Raw genomic sequence first — 17851 nt, 5'->3', positions numbered from 1 at the left:
CTTCGCCTTCCGGTCGGTGGGTGAACCGCCGCCAGGTGTGCGGCGCGGCTGATCCCCGGGGGCCGGTTGCGCGGCGGCGGCGCGGCGGTGAAGGATGACGCTCCCGTGCGCATCAAACGAGCTGTCACCTACGTCGGCGTGTGGTTGGCCGCGACCACCGCCGGTATCACGCTTTCCTGGCTCGGCGTGCGCGATGTGATCCGCGGCGCGATGTTCGACGAGTCCGATGCGGTTCCGGTGGTCCGCCCGGTCGCCACCGCACCGGCGGAGTCGGCACCGGCGACCACCGATGCGGCACCGCCACCGCCGGTGGTCCCGCCGCGACCGACCACAGTGGACCCGGCGACTCCCGAACAGCCCCAGTCCACCCCGAAGCCACCTCCGTCGGCAGACGACGCAGGAGACGTGCGCACCTACGAACTGAAGGGCGGCAAGGTCGTGCTCTCAGTGCGGACCGACGGCGCGGCGCTGATCTCGGCCACCCCGCGCTCCGGCTACACGGTGCAGACCTGGGATCGCCAGGAAGGCTGGCTGCGGGTGGAATTCACCGCTGACCAACACGGTTCGACGGTCATCGCGACCTGGCACGACCATCCCATCAAGGTCGAAACCCAGGAATACTGAAGGGTTTCCGGCCGCTAGGGCTTGCGGGCGACACCACCGACCAGCACGCGGTAGAACGGTTCCAGCGGTGCACTGCGCGGCCCGTCGGGCCACCAGTCCGCGACCGGCACCAGGCCCGGTTCGAGCAGGTCGAGCCCGCCGAAGTAGCTGGCGATCTCGTCGCGGGACCGGAACCAGCCGGTGCCCATCGAACCGAGGTACGCCGCTTCCATCTTGTCGGCCAGTTCAGCGGCTTCGGGATCCTCGGCACCGGGGCGGCAGAAGTGGCTCAGCGCCAGGTACGAACCGGACGGCAAGGTGTTGACGTAGCGGGCCATCAGGTCCGCGATGCGGTGCTCACCGGCGATGTGGTGCAAGGTGTTGAGCACGTACAGCGCGATCGGCCGGGACCACTCCAGTCCTCTGGCGACGCTCGGGTCGGCGAGCAGCTTCTCCGGCTCGGTGATGTCCGCGGCGACGAAGTGCGTGCTGTCGTTCTCCGCGAGCAGGGCGCGTCCGTGCACGATGGCCGTCGGATCGTTGTCGACGTAGACGACGGTGGCATCCGGGTTGACCCGCTGCGCCACCTCGTGGGTGTTCTCCAGCGTGGGCAAGCCTGATCCGCAGTCCAGGAACTGGTCGATCTCCGCCGTACTGGCCAGGTATCTGGTGACCCGCAGCAGGAAGGTCCGGCTCTCGGCAGCCAACGCGCCAGGTTTCGGCGTGACCGCGGCGAGATCGTCGCGCAGGACGCGGTCTGCCGCGTAGTTGTCCTTGCCACCAAGGATCGCGTCGTAGACCCGAGCACTGCTCGGGCGCGTGGAGTCGATGCCTCCCGGCACGCCCGCGCGTCCTTCGCCGGTTCGTGTCATGCCACTCCCCAACCCTTGTCGCCCCCGACACACCCAGGGTAGGTGATCACGTGCTAGGAGTGTACGGGCGGGCAGGTACCGCCAATCCGGGTAAGGCACTCGACCTGTGGCCGGATTCCACTAGGATGCCCTCCCGTAACGTTCAACCACTGGATCGCGACAGTGGGTCGTAGCGTCCATCCACAGGAGGTCCCGCGTGGCTCCGGACAGTGCCACGGGAAGCGGCCCCACCGCCCGCCGTCTCGTGCTGGGCAGCCAACTGCGCAGATTGCGCGAGGCCAGTGGGATCTCTCGTGAGGACGCCGGATACGCCATCCGCGGATCCGGGTCGAAGATCAGCAGACTGGAACTCGGCCGGGTCGGCTTCAAGGAACGCGATGTCGAGGACCTGCTGACGCTCTACAGCGTGGCCGACGAGACCGAGCGCGAGGCCTTCTTGGACCTGGTGCGCCGGTCCAACGAGCCGGGTTGGTGGCACCGCTTCAACGACCTGATGCCCTCGTGGTTCCAGGACTACGTCGGGCTGGAGGAATCCGCTTCCCGCATCCAGACCTACGAGATCCAGTTCGTGCCCGGCCTGCTGCAGACCGAGAAGTACGCCCGCGCGGTCGCCACGCAGGGGCGCCCGGAGTTCCCGGACGACGAACTGGACCGGCGGGTCCGGCTGCGCATGCAGCGCCAGAAGCTGTTCAGCCAGGCGAAAGCGCCGCGGTTGTGGGCGGTGATCGACGAGTCGGTGCTGCACCGGCCGATCGGTGGCAGGGCGGTGATCCGCGAGCAGATCGAGTTCCTGATCGAAGCGACCACCATGTCCACGGTTTCGCTGCAGATCCTGCCGTTCGAGCTCGGCCGGTCGGGCGCGGAGGGCGCGTTCACGATCCTGCGCTTCGCCGAGCCGGAGTTGCCGGACATCGTCTACCTGGAGCACCTCTGCGGTGCGCTGTACCTGGACAAGCCTGATGAGGTCGAGGTTTACAGCAAGGTCAGCCACCGGCTCGCGGTCGACGCGCAGACGCCGGAGCAGACCCGCAAGACGCTGAAGGCCGCGCTCCGCGACAGCTGAGCGCCATCCCGCCCGGATTGGCGAAAACCCCTCCAACACCTGGAAAAACCGCAGGTGCTGGCGTGTCTGCGCGCCTGACGGCGGTGCCGCCACGCGGTGCCGCCACGCCGTTCCCAGTTAACAGCGTTCCCCCAATCGTGTGATCAAGATCTCAATGAGATGCACGTGCATTCAATCGTGCATCTGCACCTGATAGCTTTATGCACGATCAACTGCACGTGCAAGTGATCGTGCAGCGTTAGTCGGGGAAGGGTGGGGTTCGGATGACGAACATCCAGAACGGTATGCCCGCGCAGCAGCTTCCCAACGTGGTGTGGCGCAAGAGCCGCCACAGCGGAGCGGTTGGCAACTGCGTTGAATTGGCACCATTGGTCGACGGCGGGATCGCCGTCAGAAACTCGCGCTACCCCGAGGGTCCAGCACTGGTCTACAGCAGGGACGAAATAGCCGCTTTTCTGCATGGAGCCAAGGACGGCGAGTTCGACGACCTGATCGTCTGACGAGCCGGGCCGACGGCCCCGCGCGGAGCCATGGTTGAAGCCCTTACGAGGAATATCGGTGGCGCCATGAACGAGATAACCAACGGCCTGCAAGCTCTGGTGGCCCGCGACTTCCAGTTCGCGCATCCGCGCGACGCCAACGGTGGCCTGGTCGCCGTGGTCGGGATCCGGGTGCATCGCGGGGTTTTCGACATCCTGCAGCTCTTCGGCGAGCACGATGCCGATGCGGCGCGGATTCCCGGCGACGAACCGGATGTCCTGTTCCCGAGCAAGGTGTTGTGGCGGACAACCGGCCCGGCATGCGAAGTGATCAAGGATCTGCTCTCGCTCGCCGATCCGGCTCCGGAGGTCGGCGCCCAGACCAAGGGCTGCTGGCTGCCGACCCACGCGGGCCGCTCGGCCTGGCTGGCCGCCTCCGCCTGACCCCCACGCACAGCGGACCATCGCGATCCGCTGCCCGAGGCCCCGCCCCGACCCCGGCGCCGGACCGCGCCCCGGCACCGGGTACCCCCGAAGAGATCGAGTTCCCGCGCGCACGGCGCCCCAGCGCGGGAACTCGATCGGGGCTGCCTCCCCGCGTCTTCGCGAGACCCAGCCGCCACACGCCCCCAGCGCGGTCGGGTAGCACGTCCTCATGCGCGGAAATCCCGGCCTCGCCGAACATCCCGGACCGGATGCCCCACCGCGATCTCTCGCGGACCTACCTGCGGGACCGCCGGTGAACGGCCGCGGTGACCACGCGCGGGTCACTGCCGCGGCGCCTCGCAGGTCTGCTTCAGGGCCGCGGCTTCGGTGTCGACGAAGCGGCGGATGCGGCCTCCGACCAGCGGCGCCAGCAGTCCGGCGAACCCACCGGTGAAGTCGATCCGCAACGTCACCTCGGCGCCTGCGTCGACGGCCCTGATCCAGTGCCCGGCGACCATGCGCGCGCCAGCGAATCGGGTGGCCCAGCCGAACGACGTGCCCGGCTCCAGCTCGACCACCTCCCAGACCGCGGCCGCCATGCCGGGCTGCTCGACCCGGTACCGGTGGCCGGTCCGCAGGTCGCCGTCCAGCGCGGCGACCGACCGCACGGTGGGTGTCCACTCAGGCCAGTTCGGGACGTCGGCGAGCACCGCCCACACCTCGGCCGGTGCCGCCGCGATCACCACCGCGGTCTCGTGTCGCACGCGAGGACCTTACCGCCCGGCGAGTCCCTTGCCGGGCGGATGCGCGGTCAGCCGACCTCGTACATCGGGTTGGGGAGCCGCACGGCACGCTCAGCGTGCCCGCCGTCCAGGTCGGAGTCCTGGTCGCCGATGTTCAGGACGATCTGGTAGCCCTGCTGCTCGATGCTCGCGCGGGCACCGCTCTTGTACGGCACCACCGACGGGTCGTGGTCGTCGGCCGGTCGCAGGTACAGCCCGTCGGGTTCGGGGTAGCCCTCTTCGCGGAGGTCCTGCGCGCTGGCGTCGCGCATCTGCTGGCTTTCCCGGCGGCCGGTGACGAAGAAGACCGCGACGCCGTGCGCATCGGCGAAGCGCACCAGATCGACCGTCGAGGCGATCCCGGTGGCCTCCCGCGCCAGCACGTAGTCGTCGAAAGCCGTCGCGTCGTAGCCGAAGTCGTGCGCGACCTCGTAGCCGTAGGTGGACAGGCTGGTCTCGTCGATGTCGAGCACGATGGCCGGTTTCGATACCCCCTGGTGGAGGCGTCGGGCCAGGTAGTCCTGGCCCTGCTGGTTGGCGCGGGTGATGTCGGCGTCCCACCGGCCCGAGTCGTGGTACGCGACGATCGACCGCTTCAGATCGGACAGGTTCGGGGCTGGCTCAGCAGGTTTCGCCCCTTCGACGCCCTGCGCGGTTGCGCAGCCTGTCGCGAGCAACGCGAGCAGGACGAACGACGAGGTGATTCGGGGTGCGGCGACGGACTTTCGACCGGTCACGATGTGAAACCTCCTGGTACGCCGACGACGTCGGCAGCTTGGGGAGTGAGTGCGAAAGCGGGCTGGGGCACGCTTTCGCACTCACGACCGGGATTGTCGGTTACCGGCGCTACCGTCGTTGCCCAACGGCCGAGTGGAGTGGTGGACTGAATCCGATTGGGGGCTGCGGCTATGCCAGATGTCGCAACCGAGGCCGCCCGGTTCATCACGGCCCACTCCGCGGAGCGGATCAAACTGACCGATGTCGCCGACCACGTCGGTTACAGCCCCTTCCACTTGGCCCGATCGTTCGAACGGCAGCTCGGCATGCCACCGGGGCAGTTCCTCGCCGCGCACCGCTTCCAACGCGCCAAGCAGCTGCTGCTCGCCGACGACGACCGGATCATCGACATCTGCTTCGCGGTCGGCTTCACCTCGGTCGGCACGTTCACCAGGCGGTTCACCGCCGACGTCGGGGTGTGCCCGACCGCGTTCCGCCGACTCCCCGACTCGCTCGCGGACGCGCCGCCGAAACCCGTGCACATCCCGGGCTCGGTCGCACGAGGCGGCATCGTCACCGGAACGGTCCACCTGAGTGCGGCGGCGCTGGCCGCGCTGCGCGACACCGCGGCGGTCTACGTCGGACTGTTCCCGCGCCGCGCCCCGCGCGGGATCCCGATCAGCGGATCGCTGCTGGACGAAACCGGCGACTTCGCGTTGACCGGCATCCCGCCGGGCAACTACTGGCTGCTGTCCACGGCATTCGCCGCGCGGGCGGAAGCACCGGCGCAGCTGGTGCCCGCCTGGAACGTGGTCGGCGGGTCGCCGCGGCCGGTGCGGGTGTCCGCGCGAGCGCCCTGGCACCACCGCGACGTGCACCTCGACGTGGCCGCCGAGTGGACCGCACCGGTGCTGGTCGCGCTGCCGCCGCTGGCGTCCCCGATTGCGCAAGATCGGAGAAGACAGTCCAGACAACCAGCCCTACATTGACCGGTAACGGGCAGTAATTTCCGCGGCGGACCCCCAGGGAGCAGTCATGAGCCGTGTCCGAGTCCTCGTCGGCACCCGCAAGGGCGCGTTCATCCTGACCGCCGACGGCAAACGCGAGAAGTGGGACGTCAGCGGTCCGCACTTCCCCGGCTGGCAGCTCTACCACCTCAAGGCCTCACCCGCCGACCCGAACCGGCTGTACGCCTCGCAGTCGCTCGGCTGGTTCGGGCAGCTGATCCAACGTTCCGATGACGGCGGCCAGACCTGGGAGCCGGTGGGCAACAAGTTCTCCTACGACGGCACGCCCGGCACGCACCAGTGGTACGACGGCACTCCGCACCCCTGGGAATTCGAGCGGGTCTGGCACCTCGAACCGTCCCTGACCGATCCGGACGCGGTGTACGCCGGGGTCGAGGACGCCGCGCTGTTCCACACCACCGACGGCGGCCAGACCTGGCACGAACTGCCCGCGCTGCGCGAACACGGCTCCGCAGCCGGTTGGCAGCCGGGCGCTGGCGGATTGTGCCTGCACACGATCATCCAGGCGCCGAACGACCCGAACCGGATCTACATCGCGATCTCGGCAGCGGGCGCCTTCCGCACCGACGACGGTGGCAAGAGCTGGCAGCCGATCAACCGCGGCCTGCGCTCCCAAGGCCTGCCCGACGAGGACGCCGAGGTCGGCCACTGCGTGCACCGCATCGCCCTGCACCGCGAACGCCCGGACGTGCTGTTCATGCAGAAGCACTGGGACGTGATGCGCAGCGACGACGCGGGCGATTCCTGGTATGAGATCAGCGGCAACCTACCGACCGACTTCGGCTTCCCGATCGACGTGCACGCCCACGAGCCGGACACGGTCTACGTCGTGCCGATCAAAAGCGACGAGCAGCACTTCCCGCTGGACGGCAAGCTGCGCGTGTACCGCAGTCGGACCGGCGGCAACGAGTGGGAGCCGCTGACCAACGGCCTGCCGCAGAGCAACTGCTACGTCAACGTGCTGCGGGACGCGATGGCGGTGGATTCGCTGGAGGACTGCGGCATCTACTTCGGCACCACCGGCGGTCAGGTGTACGTCTCGCCCGATGCCGGGGACAGTTGGCGGCCGATCGTCCGGGATCTGCCCGCGGTGCTGTCCGTGGAGGTGCAGACGCTGCCATGATCCGGGTCGCGCTCCCCAACCACCTGCGGACGCTGGCCAAGATCGCGGACCGCGAGGTCGTGCTGGACCTCGACGGTCCGCCGACCCAGCGCGCGGTCCTCGACGCGCTCGAAGCCCGGTTCCCGATGTTGCGCGGCACGGTCCGCGACCAGGACACCAAACGCCGCCGGGCGTTCATCAGGTTCTTCGCCTGCGAACAGGACCTCTCCCACGAATCCCCGGATGCGCCGCTGCCGGATGAGGTGGCCACCGGCAAGGAGCCGTACCTGATCGTCGGCGCGATGGCCGGCGGCTGAGGTTCCGCACCATGCGTCGGGGAACGAGTGCTGCGCTCCCCGACGCATCGTGCGGGACGCGCTCGCGGCAGTTGTCGGGAAATCGGGTTCGCTGCTACGGCGCCGTTCGGGCTGGTCGAATGCTCAGAAGTCGAACACGGAGCCGGTTCGGGCCTTGAGCTCGCAGGGGTTGGCCGCCGAGACTTCGAAGTTCACCTGCTGACCGCGCCACGCGCCCGCGCCGGACGCCCGCACCTGGCGGCTCTCCTTGGTGCAGATCTTGGACTTGTTCAGCTCCAACCGCTGCGCGTCGCCGTCGACCCCGCGCAGCTCGTCGCATGCGGTGGTCGCACGTGGATGGTTTCCGCCTGCGGGGTCGCAGTTCAGGGTCACGGTTCGAGAGTTCCGGAGTTCCGTCACCGTCAGCGTGATGGTGCTCGGCTCCGCGTTGTCGGATGCGGCCGAAGCGCCCCCTGGAACCAGCACCGCCGCAGCGAATGCCATACCCACCACGGCACGGCCTAGCAACCGAATATCGGTCATTTCGCGTCATCCTCCGTTCTGGCCGAAGAAACAAGAAACCGTGTTCTACTTACCGCACCGAGAACGATCTCTCGAAACGAAAGGGAAATGATCACCGATCGGATTCCCCCGAATCGGTAATCGCTACCACCCGCGACCCAGCGGTGCTCCGATCCACCCGGCGAACTACCACGACCGCTCGACGGCGGCCCGAATCGGCGACCAAAACGAGCGGCACTTCAACTCCGAGTAGGCCCGATTGACCCGACAGTGTGCCGAATCCGAACAATTCCGCAGGAATTTCACATCGATTTGTCCATTAATCGCGCACTCGCGAAAAGCCCGCTGATCCGACGCGGGAACGTCAGATCAGCGGGCCCGTGCCGCTTCAGGCGACGTCCGGGTCAGCTCACGCGCCGAGCCGGAAAACGCTCGCCAGGTCGTCCTGCGCAGTGTCGGACGGCGCCTGACGCGGCTTGAGCGTCAGCCAACTGTCGTAAGCACCCATCTCTTCAATGGAAACCGCCATGTCGGGGGCGGCCTTGGGGGTGATGACGTAGCCGTCCTCGCGCCAGTTGAGGAACCACATCTGGCGGTCGCTGCGCTGCTCGCACGGCGCGGCGTAGACCGCCCCGTCAAACCAGGGCTGGGACTCCGCGCACTCGCGCGTCGCCTGGTTCCGGATGGTCACCGCGCCATCGGACTGGCGGGAGACGATCCACTGGTCGCTGTCGTTCAGCGCACTGGACGGTCCGCTGATCGTTTTGATCACGTTGTCGCCGTGCAGGGCCCACCGGGAGCCGTCAGCCGTGTTGGTGATCTCCGTGAAAATTCCGGCTTCGGATTGCGCCGAGGCAGGAAGAGCCGGGACTAGGGCAAGAGTCGCCAGTGCTCCGACGGTACCCAACATCCAGCGAGCGCGGGTCATGACTACCCCTCTCTACGAAGAACTTTCCGAAATTGGCGATCAAGTCTCAGATCGCCCAAATAAGATCTCTACCAGCTTTTCTGGAGAATCTCGCACCGGATCACCGCAAAGAGTGGGATGGCATTTCCAGGAAAAGATCGACTAAAAACACGATCATTCCTTTATGGACATTCGATTTTCAACGAGGCCAGCGGAGCAGCGAAGATCTTTTCCAGAAAACACCTAGATCGCAAGTCGACGAATCATGGCGTCCATAGTGGACATCGGATTGCGATCGACACCGCCAGGTGGACCACTTGCCCCACAAGGTGCCCGACAACACCGAAACCACGCCGACGGCAACGATGAGCTGGGAAAACTGGTGCGCGATACTGGGATTGAACCAGTGACCTCTACCGTGTCAAGGTAGCGCTCTCCCACTGAGCTAATCGCGCGGAGCGGCTCGACCGCGTGCGGAAATCAGCCTAGCTGAGCCCCGATCACGACCGGCACCCACCCCGGTTTCAGACCGGCCGTTCGAAGGTCACCAACAGCCCTTCCACACCGCCGGGGCCGAGGCGGCCCTTGACGTCCGCTCCGGTGATCGCCTTCAGCTGCCAGCCATGGGCGGCGTGGTCGTTGAGGACGCGCTCCAGCTTCTCGCCGGACATCTTGCCGCCGAGCCACTTCTCCCTGAGCTCCACGACCTTGTACTGGTACGGCATCTCGGCCCCCGGTTCTCGTGAACACCTTCCAGGAGTCCAACGATGTTCGGCGGGCGCCGGTTCCGTCACGGATCGCAGGTGCTGCCCGGCACGGGTGCCAAGAACTCGGCTGCCGCCCAACGCGCGTCGCCGAGCGCGCGGAAACCGCCGACCACGTTCGGCGTCGCGGTGATCTCCTCGCCCCGCTGCAAGGAATCCACCCAGCTCTCGGCGGCGGTGGGCCCGGCGCGGACGTTGAGGACGTCGGCGGTCACCTGGAACGTGCACGGCTTGGGGTCGCCGGGGCTGCTACCGGCCTGGCTGGTGCTGATCAGGTAGACGACTCCGATCAGACCGGCACCGGCGAGCAGCACTGTGCGGGGCAGCGGGATCACGACATACCTCCCGGTCAGACGCGACATCCCAGCTATAACGTGGCACGCCGCGACCGCGAAAGCCCAGGCACTCGTCGGCGCGCCCGGTTCAACGCCTCGGGTGTCGCCCGCCCGGCCGCCATGTGCGCGCGGTAGCCCGGTTGAATCTCGTCCCTGAAAGCGCGGGGAAACGAAACGCCGCTCCCTCGGAAAACGGGAGCGGCGTTCGCGGTGTGCGTCGAAGATCAGCTGTTGGCCATCTTCTTCTGCAGGTTCTCGTCCAGGGTCGCGAGGAATTCCTCGGTGGTCTGAAAACCCTGGTCGCCACCGACCAGCAGCGCCAGGTCCTTGGTCATTCGCCCGCTCTCGACGGTCTCGATGACGACCTTCTCCAGCTTGTCGGCGAAGCCGATGACCTCGGGCGTCGAGTCCAGCTTGCCGCGGTGCTGCAGACCACGGGTCCAGGCGAAGATCGAGGCGATCGGGTTGGTCGAGGTGGGCTTGCCCTGCTGGTGCTGGCGGAAGTGCCGGGTGACCGTGCCGTGCGCGGCCTCCGCCTCCACCTTGCCGTCGGCGGTCATCAGCACCGACGTCATCAGGCCCAGCGAGCCGAAGCCCTGCGCCACGGTGTCGGACTGCACGTCACCGTCGTAGTTCTTGCAGGCCCAGACGTAGCCGCCCTCCCACTTCAGGGCGCTGGCGACCATATCGTCGATCAGCCGGTGCTCGTAGGTGATGCCCTTGGCGTCGAACTCGGCTTGGTACTCGTTTTCGAAGATCTCCTGGAACACGTCCTTGAACATGCCGTCGTAGGCCTTGAGGATCGTGTTCTTGGTCGACATGTAGACCGGGTAGCCGCGCTCCAGGCCGTAGCGGAGGGACGCGCGCGCGAACTCCTCGATGGAGCGGCGGTAGTTGTACATCGCCATCGAGACGCCGCCGTCGGCACCGAACTTGGCGACCTCGAACTCGATCGGCTCGCCGCCGTCGTCCGGGGTGTAGGTGACGGTGACGGTGCCCGGCCCGGGGACCTTGAAGTCGGTGGCCTTGTACTGGTCACCGTGCGCGTGACGGCCGATGACGATCGGCTTGGTCCAGGTCGGCACGTAGCGCGGGATGTTCGAGATGACGATCGGCTCGCGGAAGATGACGCCGCCGAGGATGTTGCGGATGGTCCCGTTGGGGCTGCGCCACATCTTCTTCAGGCCGAACTCCTCCACCCGGGCCTCGTCCGGAGTGATGGTGGCGCATTTCACGCCCACGCCGTGCTTGGCGATGGCGTTCGCCGCGTCGACGGTGACCTGGTCGTCGGTGGCGTCCCGATGCTCGATGCCGAGGTCGTAGTAATCGAGGTTGATGTCCAGATACGGATGGATCAGCTTGTCCTTGATGAAGGACCAGATGATCCGGGTCATCTCGTCGCCGTCGAGCTCGGCGATGGTGCCCTGGACCTTGATCTTGCCCATGTGGCGGGGTGCTCCTCTCACGAGAATGCAAGCGGTACAAGCGTACTGCTATCGACCTCGATTGTGCCCTCCCCCCTTCTCCTGCCACCACCCTTGGAACGGCGCGATGCGCCACTTCTCCGATGGCGGCCCGGTGTCGTGATCTTCTTCTAGGCTCGACACCCGAACGAGTGATCTTGGAGGGGGCCGTGGCAACCGGACCGACGCACGCGATGAGCGGGTTGGCCGCTTGGGCGGCTGTGACCGCCTTGGCCGACACGCACGCGATAGGGCAATTATCCCCGAAGACCTGGGTGGTCGGGGCCACGTTGTCCGCAGGGGCGGCGCTGTTGCCCGACATCGACCACCCCAAGTCGACGGTGGCCAGCACCTTCGGTGCCGTTTCGCGCGGCGCATCGGCCGGGATCAGCGGCTTCAGCGGCTTCCTGTACCGGTTGACCCGCACCAAGCGGGACAGCAACCGGGACGGCACGCACCGCGGCTTCACCCACACCGTCGTGTTCGCGGTGCTGGCCGGGCTGATCACCACGGCCATCGTGCAGACCAGCGAGGGCGCCGCGCTCGGCGTGCTGATGTTCTTCTTCGCCGGTCTCGCGGTTCGCGGCCTGCTGCACACCTGGTCCTCCAGCAGGGACGCGCTGCTGATCACCGTGGCCTCGCTGTTGCTCACCATCGCCTGCTGGGCCTGGGCCGGTGACCAGCCCACCGACGCGGCGGCGTTCGGCATGGCGGTGATGATCGGCTGCATCGCGCACTTCATCGGCGATGCGATCACCGAGCAGGGCTGCCCGATGCTCTGGCCGGTGCCGCTGGGCGGCAAGACCTGGTTCCCGGTGGCCCCGCCGAAGCTGCTGCGGATGAAGACCGGCGGCAAGGTCGAGATGGTCCTGATCGGCCCGGGCCTGACGATCGCCGCCGTGGCGCTGAGCTCGGTGGTGCTCTACCGGATCGGCGCAGCCCCCTGGCTCGCCCAGCTCGACCTGCCACCCGAGGTCATGTCCTGGATCACCCCGTCCTGACGCGACCTGGGCTGTGCAGGCGAAATCGGCCATCTGATGGACGTCGTGCCGCCGGATGAGACATTTCGCCCATCGCACGATCGGGGGCCGATAGGGTACAAGGGCGGCATCACTACGGTGCCGCTTTTAGCCCCGGAGGGAAGATGCGAGCTCGAAAGCGGTTCGTGGTGGCGGCGCTGTCCTTGCCGCTGCTGGTCGGCCTAGCCGCGTGCGGCGAGATCCAGGAAGCCCAGCAGGGCCTGCAGGACGCCAACGAGCAGATGCAGCAGGCGCAGCAGGACCTTGAGGCGGTATCGGCGTGCGCGCAGGCGATCAACGTCGCGAACTTCATGCCCAACTTCGCCGACCCGCAGCAGGCGCAGGCCGATGCGCAGGCGAAGGCTGAGGAACTACGTCAACTGGCCGAGCAGACCGCCGACGAGACCCTGCGGCAGAACCTGCTCGACGTGCAGCAGTCGGTGCAGCAGGTCGCCTCCGGTGAAATCACCCTGGAGTCCAGCACGGAGTGGGCCTCCGCCCAACTGGAGAAGTACCAGCAGGTGACCACTACCTGCTCGCAGATCGGCAGCTAGGCGATTTCGCGCGAAATCGGCGCACGCCCCTCGTGCGAGATGCCGATTTCGCGAGAAATCGCTCGCGCCCGCGCCTCCGCGCGTCACCCGATGCGCAGTGTGGCCTCGGTCACCTAGTCTGGGACCGCGGAGGTGATGGGTGATGAAAGCAGCCGTGGGAGATCAACTGCACGTGCACAGCAGGCACGTGGACGAGGCCGACCAGCTCGCCGAGATCCTGGAAGTCCGCGGCCCGGACGGCGCTCCGCCGTACAAGGTCCGGTTCAAGGACGGGCACGAGGGACTGGTGTTCCCGGGCAGCGATTGCGTGATCGAGACGCCCCGTCCCCGCGAGGGCGACTGACCCTCGGGCAATACCGGCCGGTCGCAGCGCCCCCGATCCGAGGCGATCCGCGGTGCTGGCGCGCGACCGGCCGTCGTCATTTCCAAGGCTGGTCGATGACCGACTCCACCTCGGCGTCGAAAAGCGGCGCCGGGTCGATGCCCATCCCGACGAACTGCCCCTGGACCTCCAGGCTGACCATCCCGTGCAGCCGCGACCACGCCTGTAGGCCGCGCTGCAGGACGGCCGGTGGCAGCAGCGGGGCGCCGCGCAGTTCGCGCCACTGTGCCAATTGCTGCTCCAGCGCGCAGCGCTGTGCGGGCAACTCGTCCGGGGCCAGCTCGGCGAGCGCTTCGAGGATCGGCCGGATCGCCCGGTCGGCGAGGCCGAAGGTGAGTTCCGGAGCTCGGAATCCGGGCACCGGGGTGCCGAACAGCAGCAGGTACCGATGCGGCTGCCGCAGTCCCCAGGACCGGAATCGTGCCGCCAGTTCCCGGAACCTGGTCGCGGGGGCCTGGTGCCGATGCGTGCGCGCCGCGTCTTCCAACTCGTCGCCGAGGTCGCGGTAGGCGTCCACGACCAGTTCGGTCAGCAGCGCGTCCCGGTTCGCGAAGTAGCGGTACAGCGCGGGGCCGGTGATCCCCATCCGCTTCGCGATCGCGTTCAGCGACACGCCTGCCGACCCCGACTCGGCGAGCTGTTCGAGCGCGACCTGCTTGGCCTCGCTCCGGGTCTGCTCCCGGAACCGCTCGCGAGGACTGCGCGGCGCTGCTGGCATGCCCGGTTCCCTCCCCTTGACGACTCAACCGTAACAGGTTCATAGTTATGTTAGAAGCTGTAACTAACACGACAAGTTATAACGGAGCTGTCATGGGAACGCCGACCACCGGCACCGAAATCGTCTTCACCGGCCTGGGTGGGACCGAGGTCGTCACATCCCGCCGCAACGCGCTGTCCACCCCGAAACCGCACGGGGTGCTGATCCGCACCGAAGCCGCCGGGGTGGCCTTCGCCGAGGTCCAAATGCTGCACGGCCGCTACCCGGGACAACCGAAGGCCCCGTTCGTGCCCGGCTACGACCTGGTCGGCGAGATCGTCGAAGTCGGCTCCGAGGTGACCTCGTGGCGGGTCGGGCAGCGCGTCGCGGCGATGCCGGTCACCGGCGCGTGGGCCGAGTACGTCGAAATCCGCGATCGCGACCTGGTGCCGGTACCCGATGAGGTGGATGCCGCGACGGCGGTCGCGGTGGTGCTCAATGGCGTCACCGCATGGCAGTTGCTGCACCGCGCCGCGAAAGTTCGAAGTGGACAGACGATTCTGGTGCACGGCATCGGCGGCGGGGTGGGCACCCTGCTCGCGCCGCTCGCGGCCGCCGCCGGTGTCCGGGTGATCGGAACGGCTTCCGCCCATCGGCACGACGCGCTGCGGGACCTCGGGGTCGAACTGATCGACCACCGCACCGAAGACGTCCCCAGCCGGGTGGCCGAGCTCGCGCCGGGCGGCGTGGACGCCGTCTTCGACCCGCTCGGCCCGGAGAGCCTGGACGCGTCCTGGCGGTTGCTCGCACCTGGCGGCACGCTGGTCGCCTACGGCAGCGCCGCGACGCTGCGCGACACCGGACCGTGGTGGCGTCCGTACCTCCGGATGGTCGGCCGACTCGCCCGGTGGGAACTGCTCCGGCTGTTCGGCAGCACCGGCGGGCGCCGCGCCCGCATGTACTACGTCAGGTCCAACGCCGAGTTCCGAACAGACTTGGCGATGCTGCTCCGAATGGTCGCCAGTGGACAGTTGCGGCCGCTGATCGCCCGGCGACTGCCATTGGAATCCGCGGCTCGCGCGCTCGACCTGCACGTCTCCGGCTCCCAGACCGGCAGAATCGTACTGGTCCCAGGACTTTCGGCGGAGGACACCGAGACGTGACGGCCAGCCCGACCACCTGGTGCCACACCCCGATCCCTAAGGTGGTCCGCGACGAGGGGCTTGGCTAGGAGGCGGTGAAGTGTTGCGAGACGACCGGCAAGCGGGGGCAACTGCCGACCTGTCCGCGGTTTTCGGCACCGGTGCAGGGGTTTCCGCCCCACTACCGCCCGGCGAGATCCTGACCGAACAGACAACACTCTCCGACAATCCCGCCCCGCTGTGCTGGATCAGCGACGAGGCCCCGGCGCCGCAGCTGGTCGCCGCGCTGCGCGCCGAACACCGGCGCAGCGGGCTGTGGCCGTTGCTGCTGTGCGACAGCGACGAGGTCTACGGGGAACGCTGCACGGTCGGCGTCGTGCCGCCGGAGCCGCTGGAACACATCGACCGGTGGCGGGTCACCGACGTGATGACCCGGATCTGGGACGGCCTGGTGCAGGTCGACGACGACCTCGGTCCCGCGTACAGCCTGGAAGTGCTGGCCCCGTTCGACTACACCTGCCCGGGACCGGCGCGGGCCGGGAATCTGCTGGCGGATCCCGACATCCTGGCCAACCAGCAACTGCCGCGGTTCATCGACACCGAGACGCGGCTGGCGCTGATCCCGGTGCGTCGCGGTGCGGACGTGCTGACCGCGCTGGGCTGGTCCGGCGCCGCCAACCACGTGTCGCGGACCGCCGGGCTCTCGGCGATGGCGCGCAGCTGGGAGGAGCGGTTCGGCGCGCGGCTGCTGCGGCTCGGCCCGGACCGCCTGGACCTGAGCGTGGCGGCACCGCCGCAGACCGCCGACCACGCCGCGGCGGTCGCGGCGGAGCACTGGACGTTCTGCCCGGACCGGATCCTGCAGGAGACCGGCAGCATCGCGGCCTACGCCCAGGAGATCCGGGGCCGCCGCACCTGGTCGTTCTGGTGGGAATGACGTGCGCGGGTCGAGGCCCTCACGAACCTGATGGGCGCAGCACTCCGCGCAGCCACAGGGCCAGCAGTTCGACGAGCAGCACCGTGCCGAAGGTGAGCAGCAGAACCGTCGTGACCACGCCGAACTCCAGGACTCGGGAGGCGTTGAGCAGGTAGTAGCCGATGCCGCCCGCGCCGACCAGACCCAGCAGCGTGGCCGACCGCAGGTTGGTGTCCAGCTGGTACAGCACGTGCGAGACGAAGGCCGGAGCGGCCTGCGGCACCGTGGCCGCGAAGAACACCTGCAGCCGGTTCGCCCCGGTGGCGCGCAGCGCCTGTTCCCGGCCGCGGTCCACCTCCTCCAGCGAGTCGGCGACGAGTTTTCCGAGCAACCCCACCGATCCGACGCCCAGTGCCAACGCCCCCGCGACCGCGCCGAGCCCGGTGATCACCACGAACACGATGGCCAGCACCAGTTCCGGCACGCCGCGAACGGCGAGCACCACGCCGCGGAAGAACTTCGCCACCGCCGGGCTGGGCGCGACGTTGGCGGCGGCCAGCGCACCGATCGGCAGCGCGAGCACCGCGCCGATCAGCGTCGCGGCCAGCGCGATCTGGATGGTCACGAGCAGCTCGCTGAGCAGTTCGCCGAAGATGCCACCGGTTTCCGGCGGCCAGAACAGCGCCAGCGTCGGCCCGAAGCCGCTGACGGCCCGCTCGAACTGCGCGAACGAGATGTCCGCGCCCCAGATCGAGGCGGCCACGATCAGCGCGGTCAGCAGCCAGTAACCGAGCCGCCGCACCCGGCCGACGGTCCACGATGGACTGATCCGGGGTCGTGAGCCATCGTTGCGGCGCGAACCGGAACCACCACTCGCGAGCGGCACCCGCGCCGGGACCGCGCCGCGGCGCGCCGCGCGCCCACCGGGGCGTTGCGCACGCACCCCCAGCAACGCCTGCCGGATCGACCCGGACACGATCTCGACCAGCACGCACAGCGCGAACACCACCAACGCCAACGCCATCCCGCGCTGGTAGTCGAGCGTGCGCAGCGAATCGGCGATCGCCTGGCCCAGACCACCGACGCCGACGAAACCGAGCACCACCGACACCCGCAGGTTGATGTCCAACCGGTGCAGCGAGGTCGCCACGAACGACGGCACCACCTGCGGCAGCACGCCGCTGACCAGTTGCTGCAACCGGGAACCGCCAGCCGCGCGGATCGCGGTGCGCGGCCCCTCGTCGACCTGCTCGATGGCGTCGGCGTACAGCTTGCCGATCATGCCGGTGGAATGCAGGCCCATGGCCAGCACACCGGTCAGCCCGCCGAATCCGAACATCCGGAAGAACACGATCGCCAACACGACATCCGGTACGGCACGCGCCACGACGATCAGCACGCGCGCCGCGAACCGGCTGGTGCCACCCAATGCGGTGGTGCGGGCCGCGAGCACCGCCACCGGCACGCTGAGCAGCGTTGCGATCAGCGTCGCGCACACCACGATCGCCAGGGTCTGCCCGCTGAGCGCCAGCAGTTCACCGATCGGCGGGAAGTCCAGCGGCAGCGTGCGGGACGCGAAGTCCACCGCGTTGCCCAGACCGTCCACAATGGTCGCCGCGTTCACCCGCAGCTGGCTGAAGGCCCAGCAGGCGGCGCCGAGCAGGGCGAGCACGACCAGCGCGGCAACCGTCCCTTCGGGGTGGGGACGAGCGAGCGTGCGGCGCCGCGGCGCCGACCCCACCCGCCGTGAGCGGGGCGCTTCTACTGTGGTGGTCACGGAAT

Annotated in this window: 22 protein-coding genes and 1 tRNA gene; 12 read left to right on the top strand and 11 right to left on the bottom strand. The window is 68.2% G+C overall.

Annotation, left to right across the window (positions count from 1 at the left end):
• Positions 1 to 105: 105 nt before the first annotated feature.
• Entirely contained in the window at positions 106 to 624 is a 519-nt protein-coding gene (locus ACTWQN_RS06370; RefSeq protein ID WP_443202370.1) for a hypothetical protein, read from the top strand.
• Between the two features lie 14 nt (positions 625 to 638).
• On the opposite strand, the gene ACTWQN_RS06365 is transcribed toward ACTWQN_RS06370, so the two are convergent.
• Positions 639 to 1475, bottom strand: a complete 837-nt coding sequence (locus ACTWQN_RS06365) for an SAM-dependent methyltransferase (RefSeq protein WP_443202369.1) — start codon at positions 1473 to 1475, stop codon at positions 639 to 641.
• Positions 1476 to 1671: 196 nt separating this feature from the next.
• On the opposite strand from ACTWQN_RS06365, the gene ACTWQN_RS06360 reads away from it, so the two are divergent.
• The 3 genes from ACTWQN_RS06360 (at position 1672) to ACTWQN_RS06350 (ending at position 3461) form a co-directional block, all read left to right on the top strand.
• Entirely contained in the window at positions 1672 to 2538 is an 867-nt protein-coding gene (locus tag ACTWQN_RS06360) for a Sco1979 family transcriptional regulator (protein ID WP_443202368.1), read from the top strand.
• 263 nt (positions 2539 to 2801) lie between these two features.
• Positions 2802 to 3038, top strand: coding sequence for a DUF397 domain-containing protein (locus ACTWQN_RS06355; RefSeq protein ID WP_029536187.1), 237 nt, complete (start codon positions 2802 to 2804; stop codon positions 3036 to 3038).
• A 66-nt stretch (positions 3039 to 3104) separates the two neighbouring features.
• The gene (locus tag ACTWQN_RS06350; protein WP_443202367.1) at positions 3105 to 3461 is read left to right on the top strand and encodes a hypothetical protein; all 357 of its coding nucleotides are present in this window, start codon (positions 3105 to 3107) and stop codon (positions 3459 to 3461) included.
• 323 nt (positions 3462 to 3784) lie between these two features.
• Here ACTWQN_RS06350 and ACTWQN_RS06345 read toward each other — a convergent pair whose 3' ends face one another.
• Both ACTWQN_RS06345 and ACTWQN_RS06340 read right to left on the bottom strand, forming a co-directional pair.
• Positions 3785 to 4207 (bottom strand): SRPBCC family protein, encoded by a 423-nt coding sequence (locus ACTWQN_RS06345; protein ID WP_443202366.1) that lies wholly within the window; start codon positions 4205 to 4207, stop codon positions 3785 to 3787.
• Between the two features lie 47 nt (positions 4208 to 4254).
• Entirely contained in the window at positions 4255 to 4962 is a 708-nt protein-coding gene (locus ACTWQN_RS06340) for an HAD family acid phosphatase (protein WP_443202365.1), read from the bottom strand.
• A gap of 171 nt (positions 4963 to 5133) precedes the next feature.
• Between ACTWQN_RS06340 and ACTWQN_RS06335 the strand changes: the two genes are divergently transcribed.
• The 3 genes from ACTWQN_RS06335 to ACTWQN_RS06325 are packed head-to-tail and all read left to right on the top strand — an operon-like array spanning position 5134 to position 7389.
• The gene (locus ACTWQN_RS06335) at positions 5134 to 5931 is read left to right on the top strand and encodes a helix-turn-helix transcriptional regulator (protein WP_443202364.1); all 798 of its coding nucleotides are present in this window, start codon (positions 5134 to 5136) and stop codon (positions 5929 to 5931) included.
• Between the two features lie 46 nt (positions 5932 to 5977).
• Positions 5978 to 7093 (top strand): WD40/YVTN/BNR-like repeat-containing protein, encoded by a 1116-nt coding sequence (locus tag ACTWQN_RS06330; RefSeq protein ID WP_443202363.1) that lies wholly within the window; start codon positions 5978 to 5980, stop codon positions 7091 to 7093.
• Positions 7090 to 7389, top strand: coding sequence for a MoaD/ThiS family protein (locus tag ACTWQN_RS06325; protein WP_443202362.1), 300 nt, complete (start codon positions 7090 to 7092; stop codon positions 7387 to 7389). The genes ACTWQN_RS06330 and ACTWQN_RS06325 overlap by 4 nt, the downstream gene beginning before the upstream one ends.
• Before the next feature lie 123 nt (positions 7390 to 7512).
• On the opposite strand, the gene ACTWQN_RS06320 is transcribed toward ACTWQN_RS06325, so the two are convergent.
• From ACTWQN_RS06320 to ACTWQN_RS06295, 6 genes are all read right to left on the bottom strand, one after another.
• Positions 7513 to 7872 carry an SSI family serine proteinase inhibitor gene (locus ACTWQN_RS06320; protein ID WP_443202361.1) on the bottom strand — a complete coding sequence of 120 codons (360 nt, stop codon included), beginning with the start codon at positions 7870 to 7872 and terminating at the stop codon, positions 7513 to 7515.
• A gap of 427 nt (positions 7873 to 8299) precedes the next feature.
• Positions 8300 to 8818 (bottom strand): ricin-type beta-trefoil lectin domain protein, encoded by a 519-nt coding sequence (locus ACTWQN_RS06315; RefSeq protein WP_443202360.1) that lies wholly within the window; start codon positions 8816 to 8818, stop codon positions 8300 to 8302.
• 359 nt (positions 8819 to 9177) lie between these two features.
• Positions 9178 to 9252, bottom strand: a tRNA-Val gene (locus tag ACTWQN_RS06310).
• 69 nt (positions 9253 to 9321) lie between these two features.
• Positions 9322 to 9522 (bottom strand): DUF4177 domain-containing protein, encoded by a 201-nt coding sequence (locus ACTWQN_RS06305; protein WP_443202359.1) that lies wholly within the window; start codon positions 9520 to 9522, stop codon positions 9322 to 9324.
• 65 nt (positions 9523 to 9587) lie between these two features.
• A complete protein-coding gene (locus ACTWQN_RS06300) occupies positions 9588 to 9896 on the bottom strand; it encodes an SH3 domain-containing protein (RefSeq protein ID WP_443202358.1) in 309 nt (102 codons plus the stop codon).
• A gap of 224 nt (positions 9897 to 10120) precedes the next feature.
• A complete protein-coding gene (locus ACTWQN_RS06295; RefSeq protein ID WP_443202357.1) occupies positions 10121 to 11341 on the bottom strand; it encodes an NADP-dependent isocitrate dehydrogenase in 1221 nt (406 codons plus the stop codon).
• A 188-nt stretch (positions 11342 to 11529) separates the two neighbouring features.
• Here ACTWQN_RS06295 and ACTWQN_RS06290 point away from each other — a divergent pair, with 188 nt between their 5' ends.
• From ACTWQN_RS06290 to ACTWQN_RS06280, 3 genes are all read left to right on the top strand, one after another.
• Positions 11530 to 12360, top strand: a complete 831-nt coding sequence (locus ACTWQN_RS06290; RefSeq protein ID WP_443202356.1) for a metal-dependent hydrolase — start codon at positions 11530 to 11532, stop codon at positions 12358 to 12360.
• A 143-nt stretch (positions 12361 to 12503) separates the two neighbouring features.
• Entirely contained in the window at positions 12504 to 12932 is a 429-nt protein-coding gene (locus ACTWQN_RS06285) for a DUF8711 family protein (RefSeq protein ID WP_443202355.1), read from the top strand.
• Between the two features lie 142 nt (positions 12933 to 13074).
• Complete coding sequence (locus ACTWQN_RS06280) at positions 13075 to 13275, top strand: DUF1918 domain-containing protein (RefSeq protein ID WP_443202354.1); 201 nt, start codon at positions 13075 to 13077, stop codon at positions 13273 to 13275.
• A gap of 76 nt (positions 13276 to 13351) precedes the next feature.
• Here ACTWQN_RS06280 and ACTWQN_RS06275 read toward each other — a convergent pair whose 3' ends face one another.
• The gene (locus ACTWQN_RS06275; protein ID WP_443202353.1) at positions 13352 to 14032 is read right to left on the bottom strand and encodes a TetR/AcrR family transcriptional regulator; all 681 of its coding nucleotides are present in this window, start codon (positions 14030 to 14032) and stop codon (positions 13352 to 13354) included.
• Positions 14033 to 14124: 92 nt separating this feature from the next.
• On the opposite strand from ACTWQN_RS06275, the gene ACTWQN_RS06270 reads away from it, so the two are divergent.
• Together ACTWQN_RS06270 and ACTWQN_RS06265 are read left to right on the top strand one after the other, a co-directional pair.
• Positions 14125 to 15174: a medium chain dehydrogenase/reductase family protein gene (locus ACTWQN_RS06270; protein WP_443202352.1), complete on the top strand. Its 1050-nt coding sequence runs from the start codon at positions 14125 to 14127 to the stop codon at positions 15172 to 15174.
• 79 nt (positions 15175 to 15253) lie between these two features.
• Positions 15254 to 16090 (top strand): DUF4253 domain-containing protein, encoded by an 837-nt coding sequence (locus tag ACTWQN_RS06265; protein WP_443202351.1) that lies wholly within the window; start codon positions 15254 to 15256, stop codon positions 16088 to 16090.
• 19 nt (positions 16091 to 16109) lie between these two features.
• Here the strand turns inward: ACTWQN_RS06265 and phnE are convergent, their stop codons facing one another.
• On the bottom strand, positions 16110 to 17846 hold the full coding sequence (gene phnE / locus ACTWQN_RS06260; RefSeq protein ID WP_443202350.1) for a phosphonate ABC transporter, permease protein PhnE: 1737 nt from the start codon (positions 17844 to 17846) through the stop codon (positions 16110 to 16112).
• Positions 17847 to 17851 lie beyond the last annotated feature (5 nt).

The organism is Saccharopolyspora antiqui, assembly GCF_052246905.1.
Taxonomy (GTDB): Bacteria; Actinomycetota; Actinomycetes; order Mycobacteriales; family Pseudonocardiaceae; genus Saccharopolyspora.
This window is presented reverse-complemented; position numbering and strand designations above follow the sequence as displayed.

What these genes read in the sequence shown, in the direction of transcription:
- ACTWQN_RS06365 (WP_443202369.1), bottom strand. Translation starts at nt 1,475, where the DNA reads ATGACACGAACCGGCGAAGGACGCGCGGGCGTGCCGGGAGGCATCGAC.
- ACTWQN_RS06355 (WP_029536187.1), top strand. Translation starts at nt 2,802, where the DNA reads ATGACGAACATCCAGAACGGTATGCCCGCGCAGCAGCTTCCCAACGTG.
- ACTWQN_RS06350 (WP_443202367.1), top strand. Translation starts at nt 3,105, where the DNA reads ATGAACGAGATAACCAACGGCCTGCAAGCTCTGGTGGCCCGCGACTTC.
- ACTWQN_RS06335 (WP_443202364.1), top strand. Translation starts at nt 5,134, where the DNA reads ATGCCAGATGTCGCAACCGAGGCCGCCCGGTTCATCACGGCCCACTCC.
- ACTWQN_RS06330 (WP_443202363.1), top strand. Translation starts at nt 5,978, where the DNA reads ATGAGCCGTGTCCGAGTCCTCGTCGGCACCCGCAAGGGCGCGTTCATC.
- ACTWQN_RS06325 (WP_443202362.1), top strand. Translation starts at nt 7,090, where the DNA reads ATGATCCGGGTCGCGCTCCCCAACCACCTGCGGACGCTGGCCAAGATC.
- ACTWQN_RS06320 (WP_443202361.1), bottom strand. Translation starts at nt 7,872, where the DNA reads ATGGCATTCGCTGCGGCGGTGCTGGTTCCAGGGGGCGCTTCGGCCGCA.
- ACTWQN_RS06315 (WP_443202360.1), bottom strand. Translation starts at nt 8,818, where the DNA reads ATGACCCGCGCTCGCTGGATGTTGGGTACCGTCGGAGCACTGGCGACT.
- ACTWQN_RS06305 (WP_443202359.1), bottom strand. Translation starts at nt 9,522, where the DNA reads ATGCCGTACCAGTACAAGGTCGTGGAGCTCAGGGAGAAGTGGCTCGGC.
- ACTWQN_RS06295 (WP_443202357.1), bottom strand. Translation starts at nt 11,341, where the DNA reads ATGGGCAAGATCAAGGTCCAGGGCACCATCGCCGAGCTCGACGGCGAC.
- ACTWQN_RS06285 (WP_443202355.1), top strand. Translation starts at nt 12,504, where the DNA reads ATGCGAGCTCGAAAGCGGTTCGTGGTGGCGGCGCTGTCCTTGCCGCTG.
- ACTWQN_RS06280 (WP_443202354.1), top strand. Translation starts at nt 13,075, where the DNA reads ATGAAAGCAGCCGTGGGAGATCAACTGCACGTGCACAGCAGGCACGTG.
- ACTWQN_RS06275 (WP_443202353.1), bottom strand. Translation starts at nt 14,032, where the DNA reads ATGCCAGCAGCGCCGCGCAGTCCTCGCGAGCGGTTCCGGGAGCAGACC.
- ACTWQN_RS06270 (WP_443202352.1), top strand. Translation starts at nt 14,125, where the DNA reads ATGGGAACGCCGACCACCGGCACCGAAATCGTCTTCACCGGCCTGGGT.